Here is a 16,742-nt window from a genome sequence, read left to right on the forward strand (position 1 = left end):
GAATGGACACGGTTTAAGTCAAGGACGCACCCGCCCCGAGCGCGTCCTCACGTGAGGAGGCTGAAACCGTGAACTTTTCGCCCATCCGCCGTACCACCGCCATCCTGGCAGCAGCCGGACTGACGGCCGCAGGTCTGCTCTCCACGCAGGCCTCGGCCGCCCCGGTCGACCCGTCGAAGCTGTCGGCGACCGCCATCACCGCGACCCTGGCCGAGGACGCGACCATCCCGGGCACCGCCTGGCAGACCAACCCGGACGGCCGGATCATCGTCTCGTACGACGACACGGTCACCGGTGGGAAGCTGACCGCCCTGACCAACGTCACCAAGCGGTTCGGTGACCGGATCACGCTGGAGAAGCTGCCCGGCACGCTGTCGAAGTACATCCGCGGCGGCGACGCCATCTACGGCGGGCAGTCCCGCTGCTCGCTCGGCTTCAACGTCCGCAACAGTGCCGGCACGTACTTCTTCCTGACCGCCGGTCACTGCACCAACATCGCGTCCAGCTGGTACGCGAACTCGAGCAGGACCACGCTGCTCGGCACCCGGACCGGGACGAGCTTCCCGGGCAACGACTACGGGATCGTCCAGTACAGCTCGTCGTACACCAACCACCCGGGCTCGGTGAACCTCTACAATGGCTCGTCGCAGGACATCACCTCCGCCGGGAACGCGTACGTCGGCCAGGCGGTCAGGCGCTCGGGCAGCACCACCGGCCTGCGCAGCGGCTCGGTCACCGGGACCAACGCCACGGTGAACTACGCCGAGGGCACCGTGACCGGCCTGATCCGCACCAACGTCTGCGCCGAGGGCGGCGACTCCGGCGGCGCGTTGTTCGCCGGCACCGTGGCCCTGGGCCTGACCTCCGGCGGTTCCGGCAACTGCACCACCGGCGGAACCACCTACTTCCAGCCCGTCACCGAAGTCCTCTCCCGCTACGGCGTCAGCGTCTACTGACCCCAAGCAAAACGGTGCCCCGGACCCACACTGGGTCCGGGGCACCACCCTGTTCGCGGCTCAGCCAGCGCGGCGGCGGGAGATTTCGTAGAGGGCTACGCCGGTGGCGATGCCGGCGTTGAGGGATTCGGTGGCGCTGGTCATCGGGATCGAGACGATCAGGTCGCAGTTCTCCCGGACCAGGCGGGCCAGGCCCTTGCCTTCGGAGCCGACGACCAGGACGAGCGGCTCGGTGGCGGCCTCCAGGTCGGGCAGCTCGATCTCGCCGCCCATGTCCAGGCCGACGACCAGCAGGCCGGCGTCCTTGTAGGACTTCAGCGCCCGGTTCAGGTTGGTCGCCCGCGCCACCGGGATCCGGGCCGCGGCCCCGGCCGACGTCTTCCACGCCGACGCCGACATCGACGCCGCACGGCGCTCGGGCACGAGGACGCCGTGCGCACCGAAGGCGGCCGCGGACCGGGTGATCGCGCCCAGGTTGCGCGGGTCGGTCACCCCGTCCAGCGCGACCACGAGCGGCACCTCCTGGGCGTCGTACGCCCGGCTGAGCAGGTCGTCCGGATGCGCGTACTCGTACGGCGGGATCTGCACCGCGAGACCCTGGTGCGCACCGCCGCCGGTGACCCGGTCCAGCTCGGTCCGCGGCACCTCGAGAACCGAGATGCCGTGCTCGACCGCGAGCAACAGGGCCTCGCGCAGCCGGGCGTCGCGTTCGGTGCCCTCGGCAACATGAAGCGCCGCGACCGGCACCCCGGCGCGCAGCGCCTCGACCACCGGGTTGCGGCCGTACACCCACTCGACCGTGGCGTCGGTGTCCTTCCGGGCCGGGCGGCGGGTGCGCTCCTTGGCGCGCTCCTTCGCCTTCGCCCGCTTGTGCGCCGGGTGCTTGACCCGGTCCACCGCCTTCGGCGTCGGGCCCTTGCCCTCGAGCCCGCGGCGGATCCGGCCGCCCGATCCGGCGGTCGGATTGCCTCGCGGCTTCTTCCGGACCGCTCCCCTGCGCTGGCTGTTGCCTGGCACGTCAGTTTCCTTCGGTTGTCGTCGGCCCAGAATCGGACACGGCGATCGACCAGCGAGGCCCCTGCGGGGTGTCCTCGACGACGACGCCGAGCGCCTTCAGCCGGTCACGGATCTCGTCCGATGCGGCATAGTCCTTGCGCTCCCGGGCGGCCTGCCGCTGCTCCAGCAGCGCCTTGACCAGCCCGTCCACCACCTCACTGAGCTCTTCGGTGGCACCACTGCGCGACACCCACGGCTCGGCCAGCGGATCCAGCCCGAGCACGTCGAGCATCCCGCGGACCGCAGCCAGACTCTCCCGCAGAGCGGGCGAGTCTCCGTCGGCGACCAGCTTGTTCCCGTCCCGCACGGTGTTGTGCAGTACGGCGATCGCGGCCGGCGTCCCGAGGTCGTCGTCCATCGCCGCGACGAAGTCCGCCGGCAGTTCGGCGGCCGGCTCGACCGCGCCGGTCACCTCCGTGGCACGGGTGACGAAGCCCTCGACCCGCTGGAAGCTCTTCGCGGCGTCGTCCAGCGCCTCGAAGGAGAACTCCACCACCGAGCGGTAGTGCGACTGCACCAAGTACCAGCGCAGCTCGATCGGGCGGACCCGCTCGACCACGTTCCGGACGACGGCGCTGTTGCCCATCGACTTCGACATCTTCTCGCCGGCCGTGGTGACGAGCGCGTTGTGCATCCAGAACCGGGCGAACTTCTGCCCGACCGCCCTGGACTGCGCCAACTCGTTCTCGTGGTGCGGGAACCGCAGGTCCAGCCCGCCGCCGTGGATGTCGAACTCCTCGCCGAGGTACTTGCCCGCCATCGCCGAGCACTCCAGGTGCCAGCCCGGGCGGCCGCGGCCCCACGGAGTCGGCCAGGACGCGGTCAGCGGCGTGCCCTCGGTGTGGCCCTTCCACAGCGCGAAGTCCCGCGGGTCCCGCTTGCCGCGCGGGTCCGCGTCCTCGGCGGCCTCCATGTCCTCGATCTTCTGGTTCGACAGCTCGCCGTACGACGGCCAGGACTTCACGTCGAAGTAGACGTCGCCGGACCCGTCCGGGGCGACGTACGCGTGCCCGCGCTCGATCAGCCGGCCGATCATCTCCAGCATCTCGGGGACGTGGCCGGTCGCCCGCGGCTCGTACGTCGGCGGGCGGCAGCCGAGCACGTCGTACGCCCAGTGCAGCTCACGCTCGAACTCGTAGGCGTGCGCCCACCACGGGATGTTCCGCTCGGCAGACTTCGCCAGGATCTTGTCCTCGATGTCGGTCACGTTCGCGATCACGGTGACGTCGTACCCGGAGCGCTCGAGCCAGCGCCGCAGGACGTCGAACACGACCTCCTTGTAGATGTGCCCGACATGCGGGGCACCCTGCACCGTCAGCCCGCAGTGGTAGATCCCGACCTTGCCCGGACGGACCGGTTCGAAATCCCTCACTGCTGCTGTCGCGGTGTCGTACAAGCGAAGTGTCACCGATCAAGGGTAACGGGAGTTGACACCTCCTCTTGACAATATTGTCCGGACCAGTCCTGAGGAGGACCCCCTTGTCGAACCAGCCCCCGTACGGCGGACCGCCGCCCCAGGGTCCACCGCCGTACCAGGGACCACCGCAGTATCAGGGACCGCCGCCGCAGTACGGTCCGCCGCCGCAGCAGTACGGCCCGCCTCCTGGACCGCCGCCGCAGTACTGGGGTCCTCCGCCGCCCCAGGGGCCTGGGTTCGGGTGGGGTTCGAACGGGTTCCCGCCGCCGCCTCCGCCGAAGAAGAGCAAGGCGGGCTGGATCGTGCTGCCGATCGTCGGCGTCCTGGCCGGCGTCGTCGGGCTGTGGGTCTTCGGGGTCGTCCAGAAGAACAACCGCCAGGACGACGACTACACCAGCCCGCAGCCCACCTACACCTCCACCTACAGCCCGACCGAGGAACCGACGTACGCTCCCACCACGGCGGCCCCGACACGAGCCACCCGGCCGACGCAGCCGACGGCGACCCGGACGACGCCACCGCCTCCGCCGCCGCCGTCCGACTCCGACATCGTGACGAAGAACCGGATCTACAAGACCGGCGTGCAGCGCTCGGTGAACTGCCGGGAGTCCGGCGCCCGGGCCAGCAGCGCGGCCAACGCCCGCAAGTACTACGCCAACCTGATCGTCTGCCTGAACCGCGCCTGGCCGCAGCAGGTCGCGCTGTCCGGCAAGACGTTCGCACCGCCGCGGCTGATCGCGTTCACCGGACCGGTCAGTACGCCGTGCAGCGGCAACGCACCGAGTTCCTTCTACTGCTCGGCGAACCGGACCATCTACATGGACGCGGCGACCGACATCAAGCGGTACCGGCAGTTCCTGGGCTACAACAACCGGTCGACGGCGATGGCGTTCCTGCGCGCCGACATGTCGGACACGGTCGCGCACGAGTACGGTCACCATCTTCAGCACCTGACCGGGATCCTGCGCGCGTCGTCCAACATCCAGTACGACCGGTCCGGCGACGCCGCCCTGCAGATGAGTCGCCGGCTGGAACTGCAGGCCACCTGCCTGGGCAACGTCTTCCTCGGCGCGAACAAGGGCACCTACGGCCTGAACGGCGGGTTGTTCAAGTCCCAGCTCGACTGGCTGCACGCGCATTCGGGCGACGAGTACGGGACGGTGCGGGACCACGGCAGCCGGGAGGTCGTGCCGCGCTGGGCGAACGCCGGGTTCAAGACCCGCAGTCCGGCCGCTTGTAATACGTACGTCGCCGCCGCGGCGTACGTCCGGTAAATTCTCACAATCTCCTAGTTGACCGAGGGTTGATTCTTACGGCATCCGGGTAAAACCTCCGCCGAGCGCTCTGTTCCGCCCCTCATCGCTCTGTGGAGGTTCACCGTGAAGTCCGCCCTTTTCACGGGTGCCGCCGTCACTCTTGGCCTGCTCCTGGCCTCGATCGGCTCCGCCCAAGCCAGCACCACCTCAGCACCCCAGCCCACCCCGCAGGCCCGCCAGCACGGCATCGACAAGGCCGGCGAGGCCTACGCCGGCTGGCTGCAGAACACCGTGACAACCGGCACATCCGCGGCCCCCGCTCCGGCCGACATGGGGACCGCAGCGGTTGTCGACGGCATCGACGTCTCCAGCCACCAGGGAAACGTCGACTGGAACTACTGGTGGAACCAAGGCAAGCGCTTCGCCTACGTGAAGGCGACCGAAGGCACGTCGTACCGGAACCCGTACTTCGCCCAGCAGTACAACGGCTCCTACAACGTCGGCATGATCCGCGGCGCCTACCACTTCGCCCTGCCGAACTCGTCCAGCGGCGCCACCCAGGCCAACTACTTCGCCAGCAACGGCGGCGGCTGGTCCCGGGACGGCAAGACGCTGCCGGGCGCGCTCGACATCGAGTACAACCCGTACGGCGCGACCTGCTACGGGCTGAGTCAGTCCGCCATGGTCAGCTGGATCCGGGACTTCCTCAACACCTACAAGGCCCGCACCGGCCGCGACGCCGTCATCTACACCAACTACGACTGGTGGAGCCGCTGCACCGGCAACACCACCGCCTTCAGCTCGACCAACCCGCTCTGGGTCGCCCGCTACTCCTCGACGGTCGGCACGCTCCCCGGCGGCTGGCCGTACTACACCTTCTGGCAGTGGACCTCGTCGCCCATTGACCAGAACCGGTTCAACGGCGACTACAGCCGCCTCCAGGCTCTGGCCAACGGCTGAGCCGCTAATTGGGTTGCGGCGGTCTCATAGTCTCGATCGGTGACCACCTACTCGCTTCCGATCGAGACGGACCGCCTGACCCTTCGCCGCTACCTCGACACCGACTACGACGACCTGCTGAAGCTGCAGTCCAGCCCGGAAGTCACCCGCTTCCTGCTGTACGACGTGAGGACTCCGGAGCAGGTGATGGAGTCCCTCGCCGGCCGGCTGGCCGACGTCCCGATGGACACCGACGGTCAAGCGCTCACCGTCGCCGTGATCTTGCGGGAGACCGGTCGGCATGTCGGCGAGGTGACTCTGTTCGTCCACAGTGCCGAGCACCGGACCGGGGAGATCGGGTTCGTCTTCCACCCGGAGTTCCACGGGCGCGGGTACGCCGCGGAGGCCTCGGTGGAGTTGCTGCGGATCGGGTTCGAGGAGCTCGGGATGCACCGGATCATCGGCCGCCTGGACGCCCGCAACACCGGGTCGGCGAACCTGCTCCGGCGGCTCGGGATGCGTCAGGAGGCGCACTTCGTCCGGAACGAGTTCCTCAAGGGCGAGTGGACCGACGAACTGGTCTTCGCGATGCTCGCCGACGAGTGGGCCGAGCGTTCGTAACTATTTGACCGAAAAAGTTCGCCGTCACGGCACGCGTTACCGCGACAGCCGGGCAGCCCAGGTCTACCGTCGTTCCATGACCACCGCCCACAGCCTCACCGCACTGATCGCCGGTGTGGTCGTGCTGACCTCCGGCACGTTGCCCAGCGAGGCCGCGAAGGTGCCGCAGCAGCTGCGCGACATCGCGTATCACACGTGGACGTCGACCGACGACTTCCTCGCCGGTGCCCACTCCGGCACCACCGTCGCCGACGGCGCCCTCACCTTCGGTACGCCGAGCGGCACGACGTCGTACGTCGATCCGTTCGGTGACGGCACCGCCAAGACCTACGACCGGACCAGCTGGACGTCACCGGTCGTCAGCCCCGGCTTCGGTCTCACCGAACTGATCGCGTCCTGGAACGCGACCACACCGCCCGGGACCTGGGTCGAAGTGTCGATGTCCGGCCGGACCGATCTCGGCACCACCACCAAGTGGTACGTGCTGGGCCGCTGGTCGAGCGGCGACGACACCGCGGCCGGTGACATCCATCGCACCTCGGTCCCGGCCCAGGGCGACACCGACGGAGCTGTTGCCGTCGACACCTTTGTCGCGGCCGACGGCCGGTCGCTGGACCGATGGCAGTTGAAGGTCTCGCTCTACCGGTTGTCCGGTACGACGCAGACCCCCTCGGTCCGGTCCGTCGGTGCGATGGCGTCCCGGCTGCCGGACACGAAGAAGGTTGCCGCCAGCCCCCTTGGTGGCGCCCAGGGCATCGTCCTCGACGTCCCGACGTACTCGCAGGAGACGCACATCGGGCACTACCCGCAGTGGGACGGCGGCGGCGAGGCCTGGTGCTCGCCGACGTCGACGGCGATGGTGCTCGACTACTACGGCGCCGGACCGACCGCCGAGGAGACGGCCTGGGTCGATCCGTCCGACGCCGACCCGCAGGTCGACCATGCGGCCCGCTCGGTCTTCGACTACGCGTACGACGGCGCCGGCAACTGGCCGTTCAACACCGCGTACGCCGGGACGCGCGGGGTCGACGGGTTCGTCACGCGGCTGCGGTCGCTGACCGAGGCCGAGCAGTTCATCGCGGCGGGGATCCCGTTGATCGCCTCGCTGTCGTTCAAGAAGGGCGACCTGCCCGGCGCCGGGTACGGGACGAACGGGCACCTGATGGTGATCGTCGGATTCGACGCGAACGGCAACGTGGTCGTCAACGATCCGGCCTCGCACCTGATCCCGAGCAACGACGAGGTGCGGACGACGTACGACCGGGCCGCGTTCGAGAACGCCTGGTTGCCGCACTCCGGTGGTCTCGTCTACGTCATCCACCCGGAAGGGGTGCCGTTGCCTCCAACGGGAGCGCAGGCCAACTGGTGAAAGCTGTAGTGCCCGCCACACCGGGGTGGTGTGACGGGCACTGTCATGTCGTGCTCAGCGGGCGAACAGCGCGCCGGTGAGGTTGGTGGTGAGGTTGCGGAGCGAGTCGGGCAGGTACTGCAGGTGCCAGCCCCGCGGGCCGCGGTACCACCCGAAGCCCTCGTCCTCGTCGATGTCGTCGTCGGTCGCGACCAGAGCGTCGATCCAGCGCTCCGAGCCGCCCAGCACGACGGCGTACGGCAGGGCGCGCGAGCACAGCTCCGCGTGCTGGTCGGCCGGCAGTTCGCTGACGTCCATCTCGAGCAGCTCACCGCGGATCGCCGCGACCTGGCCGAGCACCCGCCCGGCGGCCGGAGCCTTGGCCGGCATGTAGCGGCCGACCACGATCAGGCCGACGCCGACGGCGGTGATCGCGAGACCGAGCAGGCCCCAGGTCGAGAGCAGTGCGAGCAGGACGGTCAGCGCGACACCGACCACGGTGACCACGATGCCGATCGTCGCCCACAGCGACCGGGTCCGGTCCGGCCGCTCGGTGAACCACCCGCGCTTGACCACACCGTCGTACAGGGCGTCCTGGACCTGGGCGAGGTTCGCCCGGACCTGGCGGCCGAGCTCGGAGACCAGTACCGAGTCCGAGTCACCGAAGATCGCGCGGATCAGCACGTTCTCGTACCGCTGCAGCTCCTCCGACGGTGCGTTCGCGACCCGGCGCAGCTCCCAGTCGGGCCGTGCGTACTCGGAGTGGTGCTCCTGCTCGATGATCGTGATGTGGCCCCGAACGGCCAGGTCGATGATCGTGGCGGTGACGTCGACCGGGTCGATCCGCTCGTCGATCAGGGTGCCGACCTCACCGGGGCGCAGGTCCGACGGCGGAGTGAAGTCGATCCGGGTGTCGGCGCCGAGGCTGAACAGCGACGCCGGGACGACGCGCCGCGGGTCGACCCGGTCGCGGCCGCGGACCCGGTACAGCACCAGCAGCGCGATCGCGCCGAGCAGCAGCACGCCGAGCGCGGTCAGCAGTTGCGCGGTGTCGGTGGAGAAGGCCCGCTTGAACGTCTTGCGGTACTCGACGATCGAGTTCGCGGCGATCTCGCCCTCGGGGAAGCCGACCGTCAGCCGGACCGTGTTGCCCGGCGGCAGGCCCTGCTGCTGGAACGTCGGCCCGGCCGTCTCGCCGAGCTGCGCCAATGTGCACGGGGTGTTGCTGTCGATCGCGCCGGCAAAGCAGGAGACATGCGTGACCTCCGGCGTACTGAACACGATGTTCGCCTGCTGGATGGTCAGGTTGATCCCGGTCAGCGGGGCGAACCGCACCTCCGTGCCGTTCAGCGTCTTCGCCACCGCGCCACGCACCGTGTAGGTGAAGTCCAGCTGGGTGGCGCCGCTGACGTCCGCGACCGCGATCGAGGTGACGTCACCGTTCGTGCTGGTCTCGGTCTGCTTCTCCTGCCCTCCGGACGTGACCTTCAGGTCCTCGATCCGCTGCACGTGGTCGACGTCGTCGGGCAGATGGTCGCGGGTGAGCACGAACCGGGTGAACGTCCCGTTCACGTCGCTCAGCTTCCAGGTCTCGGAAACCTTCAGCAGGCCGTCACGTTCGACCCGGACCTGACTGTCGAAATTGGTCACGACCGGGTCGGCCGCACCGTGGGAACCGGTCGCGCCGGCCGGGACGCCGGTCAGGGCCGAGAGACCGAGGGCACACAGGGTTACCCCGAGCAGACGTACGCGCATCGCCCAATCACACCGTAGGAAGAGGGTCAGTTGACCCGGGCACCATATCGTGACAGGTGTCTCGTGCAACGTGATCCCTGGCTCGGCTAGCGTCTGGCGGGTGTCAGGCCACACCTGGGGACCGCCACCGGGCCCGCAAATGCCCTACCAGCCGTACGGGACCCCGCCACCACAGCAGCCGGGCTACTACGGCCCGACCGCCGGCATCAAGGTCACACAGAGCATCGACGACGACCCCGCCGTGGCGGAGCCGGTGGCTCCGGGTACTCCGGTCTTCTCGACGCCTTCGGTGCCGGTGGCAACCACCTCGAAGCCGGCGATTCCGCTGCCGACCCGGGCTACGACGACGCGCACGACCTCGCCGAAGCCTGTGCAGACGATGGATCCGCTGAAGTTCGTCGCCACGCACCGGCTGTACAAGACCGGCGTACAGCAATCGGTGAACTGCAAGGAGGCGCCTGTCGGGCTCGCCAACGTGTCGAAGGCGACGTCGTACTACCGGGCCGTCAAGGCCTGTCTGGACCGTGCCTGGCCGCGGCAGGTCGCTGCGTCCGGCCGCACCTTCCGGGCGCCGGGCTTGCTCTCCTGGGTGGGCTCGGCGAACTCCCCGTGCGGCAACTCCGACCGGAGCCTGTCGTTCTACTGCCCGTCGAACCACACCATCTACATGGACGTCGCCGACGACGTCTCGTACTGGAAGCGGAACCGGGCGTTCGCCCGTGCGCTCGCCTCGCACACGGTGGCGCACGAATACGCCCACGCCCTGCAGCAGATGACCGGCATCCTGCCGGCGTACAGCCGGGCGAACCACGGGTTCTGGAGCCGCGGCGCCTTCACCAGCCGCAACGTCGGCAAGTGCAACACCTTCACGGCCGGGCCCGGCAAGGTCAGCTGAGTCCGGCTGTTGAGCTCGGCAACTGTTGGTGAGCCGGGGCTCGGATAGCGTCTGGCGCGTGTCCGGCAACCAGTGGGGCCCACCACCTGGGCCGCAACCGCCTAACGGTGCGCAGCCGCCGTCCTATGGTGCACAGCAGCAGTGGCAGCCAGGTCCCCAGTACGGCGGTCAGCAGTACGGCGGTCCGCCGCCGCCAGCGCCGTACGGCGGGCAGCCGCAGTTCGGCTGGGGTGTTCCGCCTGGTGGACCGCGGCCGCCACAGAAGAAGAGTGGCGGCGCCAAGGCTGTCCTCATCGTGCTCGGAGTGGTGGTACTCGGCGGCGTCGGGCTCTTCGGGGTGGCGAACGCGCTGGACCAGGACGACGACCCGTACACCAGTCCGTCGTACTCCTCGTCGAGCTACACCCCCAGGTACGCGCCGTCCGCGACGCCGTCGGTGTCACGGACCGTGGCGAGCAGCCCGACCCTGACCACGACCCGGCCGACCGCGACCGAGCCGACCGCGCCGCGGACGACCTCCACACCGAAGCCGAAGCCCGGTCCGAGCGACACCGACATCGTGCTGCGCAACGGGCTGTACAAGGCCGGGGCGATGAGGTCCGTGAACTGCAAGGAGTCCAGGTCCCGCCCGTCGAACGTGTCGGGTGCGCGGGCCAACTACGCCAACCTGCTGAAGTGCCTGAACAGGTCCTGGCCGGCGCTGATCGCCAAGTCCGGTGCGCGGTTCCGGCCGCCGACCGTGCAACCGTTCAGCGGCAGCATCAGTACGCCGTGCGGGACCGGCTACGACTCCGGTCCGCCGTTCTACTGCGGCAGCAACGAGACCATCTACATGAACCTCACCGAGGACATCGGCAACTACAACCGCTACCCGCAGGCGTACCAGAAGGTGTGGGCGCGGATGTGGATGCTGCACCAGTTCGCGCACGAGTACGGTCACCACGTCCAGAACCTGACCGGCATCCTCGCCGCCAACCACCGGATCCGCTACGAGGCCCCGACCCGGGCACTGGAACTGGAGGGCAGCCGGCGGCTCGAGTTGCAGGCGTCCTGCTTCGGCGACATGTTCATCGGCGCCAACCGGCGTACCTATCCGATCACCGGTGAGGCGCTGTTCCAGTGGAAGTGGCTGATCCTGCACTGGACCGACCACAACAACGACCACGGTGACGGGGTCAACCACCGCTACTGGGCGACCCGCGGCTTCAACAGCCGCAACCCGAGCGTCTGCAACACCTTCGCCGTTTCCTCCGCCAAGGTGCAGTAGGAACTGGTAAGGCAGCTCACGTCGTCATAGTGGTCTGGGTCACGATGGACCTGCCTGCAGACGGAGACCTGCCGGGCTGGCTAGCCTGGTGCGCCCGGATCACGCAGAGTATGTCCGGGGACGAGCAGTCTGTCCGGGGGGAGATCGACCGGGCGCGGCGTCGGCACCCCGAACAGCGCCGGATGCACCACGTGACGGCTACACCCAGAAGGTCGTGAGGAGTATCGATGTCGGACAACTGGAATCCACCCCCGGCGCGCGAACCGGCTGACGGCGACCAGCCCGCCGGTCCGCCGGAGAAGCCTGCCGGGGATGGCCAGTCGCCCAGGTGGTGGAGCGAGAGCACCGAGGCCAAGCGCGAGTTCCAGGACCCGGGTGCGTCCCGGAGCGATCGCCCGGCGAACAACTGGTTCGGCGATGGCTGGACCAACCGGCGCCCGGAAGACCCCGAAGCCCCGACCTGGCAAACCCGTCCAGAGCAGCCCAGGCCCCCGCTGACCGCTCGACCCGAGGACGGTCCGCCACACACCGGCGTCCCTCAGGGCGGCACTACCCAGGGCGGTCCGGCACAAGGCGGTGCTACCCAGGGCGGTCCGGCGCAGGGCAGTCCGGCGCAGGGCAGTCCTGTGCAGGGGGCTCCGGTGCAAGGCAGTCCGGCGCACAGCGGTCCGCAGCGCGGTCCCGCGCAAGGCGGTGCGCCCCAGGGCGGTCCCGCGCAGGGCGGTCCGGCGCAAGGCAGTGCTGGCCCGGGCGGCGGTACCGCTCAGGGCGGTCCGGCACAGGCGGTTCGGCCGCAAGGCAGTCCGGCGCACGGCGGTGCGGCTCAGGGTGGTGCGGGCTGGTCCAGGACCGAGCAGTCCGGCGGGGGTTCGGCCGGTGTGCCGGGCGGGGCTGGGTGGGCCGGTGGTGGGCAGGCGGGGTGGCAGTCGGCGCCGGCGTACGGCGGCAGGCCGCAGAGCGGACCTCAGCAGGGTTCCGGACCGAGCCGTGGGCCGCAGGCCGGTGGGCCGCAGGGGGTAGGTGAAGGTGCAGCGACACCGCCGCAGGGGGGTGGGGATGAGGTGGGGCGGACGGGGGCGTACTCGGAAGGGTCCTACTTGTGGGCTCCGCAAGCCGGGTCCGAGCAGCAGGCTCCGTCGCCGTGGAGCAACGCTTTGCCGCCCAACCGGCAGCAGCAGAGTGGACCTCGGCACGCCGCGCAGCGGGGGCAGATCGGGCCGATGGGGCAGCCGGTGCAGCAGCCGCCCACCTGGCAGTACCCGCCGATCCCGATCCCGCAGCCACCGGGTCCCGGCCGCCGCCGCAAGCAGGCGAACCGGACCCGCGGCCTGCTGATCGGTCTGGTGGTGCTCGCCGTCCTGGTCGTCGGCTCCGGCGTCACGCTCCTGGTCCGCAACCTCGGCGACGACGCCCCGCAGACCACCAACAGCCCCTCGCCGGTCACGTCGGAGAGCCCGTCGGAGTCGCCGTCCCCGACTCCTTCCCAGGCGTCGCCGACACCCACCGAGGCCCCCGCACCGGCCCAGGACGAGATCCTGACCGCGAACAAGCTGTACACCGTCGGACCGATCGCGGCCGCGAAGTGTGCCGAGCCGCCGTTCGCGCCGATCAACTTCACCGCCGCACGGAACTACTACAACACTCTGCTGCCGTGCCTGAACCGGACCTGGTCCCTGGCGATGAAGAAGGCCGGCCTGCCGTTCCGGCCCCCGAAGGCGGTCGTGTACGCCGGCAAGCTGTCGTCCCCGTGTGGCATGCAGCGCAGCGTCCGGGCGTCGTACTGCGGCGTCAACGCGACCATCTACCTGCCGTTCACGGTGGACAACCGGTACTACCGGAGCAACCCGGTGTACGCCCGGGCGATCATGCTGAACACGTTCGCGCACGAGTACGGCCACCACGTCCAGAACCTGAGCGGCATCCTGGCGGCCTCGGTCGCGCGCCAGCAGAAGATGACGCCGAACCAGAAGCTGCTCGAGAGCCGTCGCCGGGAACTGCAGGCCACCTGCCTCGGCGCGGCGTACCTGGGCGCGAACGCGGCGTTCATCCCGATGCGCGGCCCGCTGCTGCAGAACTGGAAGTTCCTGATCGCCCACACCGGTGACGACTACTCCCGGCCGCGTGTGCACGACCACGGCAACCGGGTGAGCAACTACCAGTGGACCATCGCCGGGTACAACAGCAAGCAGCCCAACGCCTGCAACACCTACACCGCGCCCGAGGCCCGAGTGGCCTAACGGTACGACGCAGAAGCCCGGGTCCGCACTGGACCCGGGCTTCTGCGTTTCCGGCTCAGAACAGGCGGCGTGCCGTGGCCAGCGTGCCGCCGAAGGACGTCACGAAGTTGCTGAGCGACTCACCGATGTCGGACAGGTGCCAGTTCTCCGGTCCGGAGTACCAGCCGATGCCGGCGTCCGGGTCGTCGTCGTCATCGGTGGCGGCGATCTCCAGCGCCCACTTCTCGGTCAGGCCGAGCACAGCGGCGTACGGGAGGCAGCGCGAGGCGAACTCGAGCCGGTGGCTCTGCGGCAGGTCTGCCGACGTCTCGTCGAGCAGATACCGCTGCAGGCCGGCCACACGCCCCAGCACGGCCGCACCACGGGCAGTGCGGGCCGGAGCGACCTGACCGATGAGTGCGAGCACGAGTCCGGCCAGCATGACGGCGAAGCCCACCAGCGCGTACTTCGTCACGATGGCGAGCACGAGCGTCAGTACGACGCCCGCACCCAGCAACACCATGCCCGCGGTGGTCCAGCGGTTCCGAACCGCGTCCGGGCGGCTGGCGAACCACCCCTGCGTCACGACGTCGGCGTACAACTGCTCGCGCACCAGGTTGAGCCGCGGCCGCAGCGACGGGCCGAGTGTGGAGACGACCACGGAGTCGCCGTCCACGAACACCGCGTCGAGCAGGGCCTTCTCGTACGGCAGCAGCTCCGGACCACCCTGGTTCAGCCGGCGCAGCTCCCAGTCCAGCTTGCCGAACTGGCTCTGCCGCGGCAGCTCGACGATCGTCAGGTAGTTGCGTACGGCGAGGTCCAGCAGTGTCGCGGTGATGTCGACGACATCGGCCGTCTCGTCCACCACCGTGCCGACCTGCCCCGGCCGGATCCCGTCCGGCGCTGCGAACTGCGGCCCGTCCGGGCTGTCCAGCACCGGCCGCTCCGGCGCACCGCCGCCGACCTTCGCCGCGTCACGCCCGCGGAAGTACCACAGCGCCACGGCACCGAGCAGTCCGAGGCCGAAGACCAGTGCGGAGAGCCCGAGCGTGCTGGAGTCGACCGTGAACGCCCGGCCCAGGCTCCACCGCGCCGCGAACTCGGCGTTCGGCTGCACCGTCGCCTGGTCGCTCAACCCGGTCAGGAAGGTCAGCCTTCCACCCGCCGGTACGCCGTTCTGGTCGATCTGCACCGCGGCCGACTCGCCCAGCTGCGACGACGTACACGGCATGCTCGAACCGACCCGCCCGGCGATGCAGGTCACCCAGGTCGCGAACGGCACATTCACGGTGACTGTGGCCTTCGGCACCGACGTACCGAAGCCCTGCACGATCGGCCAGCTCACCTCGCGGCCCTCGGTGGTCTCGGCCACCACGTTGTCCACGGTGTAGCTGTAGACGATCTTCGACTGGCCGGACGCGTTCAGCGTCAGCCGCCGGCCGTCGTCGGTGCCTTCGTCGCTGAACCCCTGCGCCGGCTGACCGTTCACGGTCGCCGACACGTCGCGGACGTCGTACGTGCGGTCCCGCTCGGCGTCGGCCCGGACCTTCGTGGTCAGCGTCCGGCTGAACGTCGTACCGCCGGCGGTCAGGTCCACTGTCTCCTTGACCTGCAGTGCGCCGTCCTTGGTCAGCGTCGCCTCCGCGGAGTACGCCGTGATCTGGTCGTCGGCCGCGTGGGCGGGCAATGTGCCGAGGGCAACGAACGGGGCGGTCAGGGACATCAGCAGGGCAGCCGGCAGGAGGCGGCGCTTCAGTGACATGGGTCGAGAGTAGTCTCGTGCCGGTTCGTCCAGCGAACTCGAGTCACGCAGTCCAGCGGCAGGAGGGCAACACCGGTGAGCAGTCCGTACGGCTACGGGGGCCGTCCGCAGGATCGGCCCGTCGGCCCACCCCCTGGTGTCCTGCCGCCGCCGCAGGCGGCCCCTTGGCCGCAGCAGGGTCCCGGTCAGTTCCAGCCGGGTCAATTCCAGCCCGGTCCGCAGTTCCAGCCCGGTCCTGGTCAGTACCAGACGCCGTACCCGGGTCAGTGGAATCAGCCGTACTACGGCGGGCAGGGACAGTTCAACGGGTTCCAGCCGCCGAAGCGCCGGGGTGGTGCGGTCCGGCTCATCCTGTTCGGCTTTGTGATGCTCGTCATCGTCGGCGGGGCGCTGGCTGCCATCAGCGTGATCCTCACCGGCGGCAGCGACGACAACACCGCCCAACCCGGTGTCACCGGCCCGTCGGTCGTGCCGACGCCGAGCACCAACCCGCAGAAGGGTTCGGCGGAGGACTACCTGCTCAACGCCGAGATCTACCGCTCCGGCGGCCTGCCCGAGCAGAACTGCAGGGCCGCGAGCCTCGGCAACGGCAGCCTGGCGGCGCAGAAGGTGTACTACCAGAAGCTGTTCACCTGCCTCAACGACGCCTGGCGGCCGATCTTCAAGGGCCTGGGCGACGAGAAGCCCGACCCGGGCCTGGTCGTGTTCGACAAGCCGGTCGTCACCCCCTGCGGCAACTTCGCTCCGCTCTCCGGGCGGGTGCTGGCGTTCTACTGCTACGGCAATCAGGTGATGTACACCGACGTACAGCAGATGAACAAGGCGTTCGGACCGGAGCAGGACCTGGCGTACCTGATGACGATCGCGCACGAGTACGGCCACCACGTCCAGGGCGTCACCGGGCTGTTCTACGCGCGAGCGGCGTACCTGCAGGACCACCCGGACCGGAAGCTCGAGTACTCCCGCCGCAACGAACTCCAGGCCTCCTGCTTCGCCGGCGTCTTCAGCAAGGCGGTCGCCAGTACCTACCCGCTCACCGACCGCATGGACGAGTTCAAGGAACAGTCCAGCAACAGCTTCGGCGAATCGCCCAACACGCCCCCGGAGGAACGCACCCACGGCCGCGCCACCAGCCAGGGCTTCTGGATCCAGAACGGCTACAACATCGGCGAGAACAAGGCCTGCAACACCTACGCCGCTCCGATCGACCTCGTCGAGTAACCCACCGAGTGGTGTTGTTCGGGTTGGTGGGGT

General features: G+C 69.4%; 13 protein-coding genes. 9 read left to right on the top strand and 4 right to left on the bottom strand.

Translation table 11 applies throughout. From position 1 onward, the window contains the following. Positions 1-68: 68 nt before the first annotated feature. The gene (locus tag ACYVOK_RS30005) at positions 69-956 is read left to right on the top strand and encodes a S1 family peptidase (protein ID WP_460665934.1); all 888 of its coding nucleotides are present in this window, start codon (positions 69-71) and stop codon (positions 954-956) included. 60 nt (positions 957-1,016) lie between these two features. Here ACYVOK_RS30005 and rlmB read toward each other — a convergent pair whose 3' ends face one another. After that, positions 1,017-1,973, bottom strand: a complete 957-nt coding sequence (gene rlmB / locus ACYVOK_RS30010; RefSeq protein ID WP_460665935.1) for a 23S rRNA (guanosine(2251)-2'-O)-methyltransferase RlmB — start codon at positions 1,971-1,973, stop codon at positions 1,017-1,019. Between the two features lies 1 nt (position 1,974). Beyond that, positions 1,975-3,420: a cysteine--tRNA ligase gene (cysS, locus tag ACYVOK_RS30015; RefSeq protein ID WP_460665936.1), complete on the bottom strand. Its 1,446-nt coding sequence runs from the start codon at positions 3,418-3,420 to the stop codon at positions 1,975-1,977. A gap of 71 nt (positions 3,421-3,491) precedes the next feature. Here cysS and ACYVOK_RS30020 point away from each other — a divergent pair, with 71 nt between their 5' ends. The 4 genes from ACYVOK_RS30020 to ACYVOK_RS30035 all read left to right on the top strand — a co-directional run bounded on the left by ACYVOK_RS30020 (position 3,492) and on the right by ACYVOK_RS30035 (position 7,614). Then, the gene (locus ACYVOK_RS30020; RefSeq protein ID WP_460665937.1) at positions 3,492-4,703 is read left to right on the top strand and encodes a neutral zinc metallopeptidase; all 1,212 of its coding nucleotides are present in this window, start codon (positions 3,492-3,494) and stop codon (positions 4,701-4,703) included. Positions 4,704-4,808: 105 nt separating this feature from the next. After that, positions 4,809-5,645: a lysozyme gene (locus tag ACYVOK_RS30025; protein ID WP_460665938.1), complete on the top strand. Its 837-nt coding sequence runs from the start codon at positions 4,809-4,811 to the stop codon at positions 5,643-5,645. Between the two features lie 39 nt (positions 5,646-5,684). Then, entirely contained in the window at positions 5,685-6,245 is a 561-nt protein-coding gene (locus tag ACYVOK_RS30030; protein WP_460665939.1) for a GNAT family N-acetyltransferase, read from the top strand. A 76-nt stretch (positions 6,246-6,321) separates the two neighbouring features. Further along, positions 6,322-7,614, top strand: a complete 1,293-nt coding sequence (locus tag ACYVOK_RS30035) for a peptidase C39 family protein (protein WP_460665940.1) — start codon at positions 6,322-6,324, stop codon at positions 7,612-7,614. A 54-nt stretch (positions 7,615-7,668) separates the two neighbouring features. On the opposite strand, the gene ACYVOK_RS30040 is transcribed toward ACYVOK_RS30035, so the two are convergent. Beyond that, positions 7,669-9,348, bottom strand: a complete 1,680-nt coding sequence (locus tag ACYVOK_RS30040; protein ID WP_460665941.1) for a DUF2207 domain-containing protein — start codon at positions 9,346-9,348, stop codon at positions 7,669-7,671. Positions 9,349-9,448: 100 nt separating this feature from the next. Here ACYVOK_RS30040 and ACYVOK_RS30045 point away from each other — a divergent pair, with 100 nt between their 5' ends. From ACYVOK_RS30045 to ACYVOK_RS30055, 3 genes are all read left to right on the top strand, one after another. After that, the gene (locus ACYVOK_RS30045; protein ID WP_460665942.1) at positions 9,449-10,243 is read left to right on the top strand and encodes a neutral zinc metallopeptidase; all 795 of its coding nucleotides are present in this window, start codon (positions 9,449-9,451) and stop codon (positions 10,241-10,243) included. A 58-nt stretch (positions 10,244-10,301) separates the two neighbouring features. After that, positions 10,302-11,510 (top strand): neutral zinc metallopeptidase, encoded by a 1,209-nt coding sequence (locus tag ACYVOK_RS30050; protein ID WP_460665943.1) that lies wholly within the window; start codon positions 10,302-10,304, stop codon positions 11,508-11,510. 1,220 nt (positions 11,511-12,730) lie between these two features. Next, positions 12,731-13,747 carry a neutral zinc metallopeptidase gene (locus ACYVOK_RS30055; protein ID WP_460665944.1) on the top strand — a complete coding sequence of 339 codons (1,017 nt, stop codon included), beginning with the start codon at positions 12,731-12,733 and terminating at the stop codon, positions 13,745-13,747. Positions 13,748-13,802: 55 nt separating this feature from the next. On the opposite strand, the gene ACYVOK_RS30060 is transcribed toward ACYVOK_RS30055, so the two are convergent. Beyond that, positions 13,803-15,488, bottom strand: a complete 1,686-nt coding sequence (locus ACYVOK_RS30060; RefSeq protein ID WP_460665945.1) for a DUF2207 domain-containing protein — start codon at positions 15,486-15,488, stop codon at positions 13,803-13,805. Between the two features lie 75 nt (positions 15,489-15,563). On the opposite strand from ACYVOK_RS30060, the gene ACYVOK_RS30065 reads away from it, so the two are divergent. Beyond that, a complete protein-coding gene (locus ACYVOK_RS30065; protein ID WP_460665946.1) occupies positions 15,564-16,709 on the top strand; it encodes a neutral zinc metallopeptidase in 1,146 nt (381 codons plus the stop codon). Positions 16,710-16,742 lie beyond the last annotated feature (33 nt).

The organism is Kribbella swartbergensis (assembly GCF_054784135.1).

Coding starts and splice junctions, on each gene's coding strand:
- ACYVOK_RS30040 (WP_460665941.1), bottom strand. CDS start 9,348: ATGCGCGTACGTCTGCTCGGGGTAACCCTGTGTGCCCTCGGTCTCTCG.
- ACYVOK_RS30060 (WP_460665945.1), bottom strand. CDS start 15,488: ATGTCACTGAAGCGCCGCCTCCTGCCGGCTGCCCTGCTGATGTCCCTG.
- ACYVOK_RS30035 (WP_460665940.1), top strand. CDS start 6,322: ATGACCACCGCCCACAGCCTCACCGCACTGATCGCCGGTGTGGTCGTG.
- ACYVOK_RS30055 (WP_460665944.1), top strand. CDS start 12,731: ATGGGGCAGCCGGTGCAGCAGCCGCCCACCTGGCAGTACCCGCCGATC.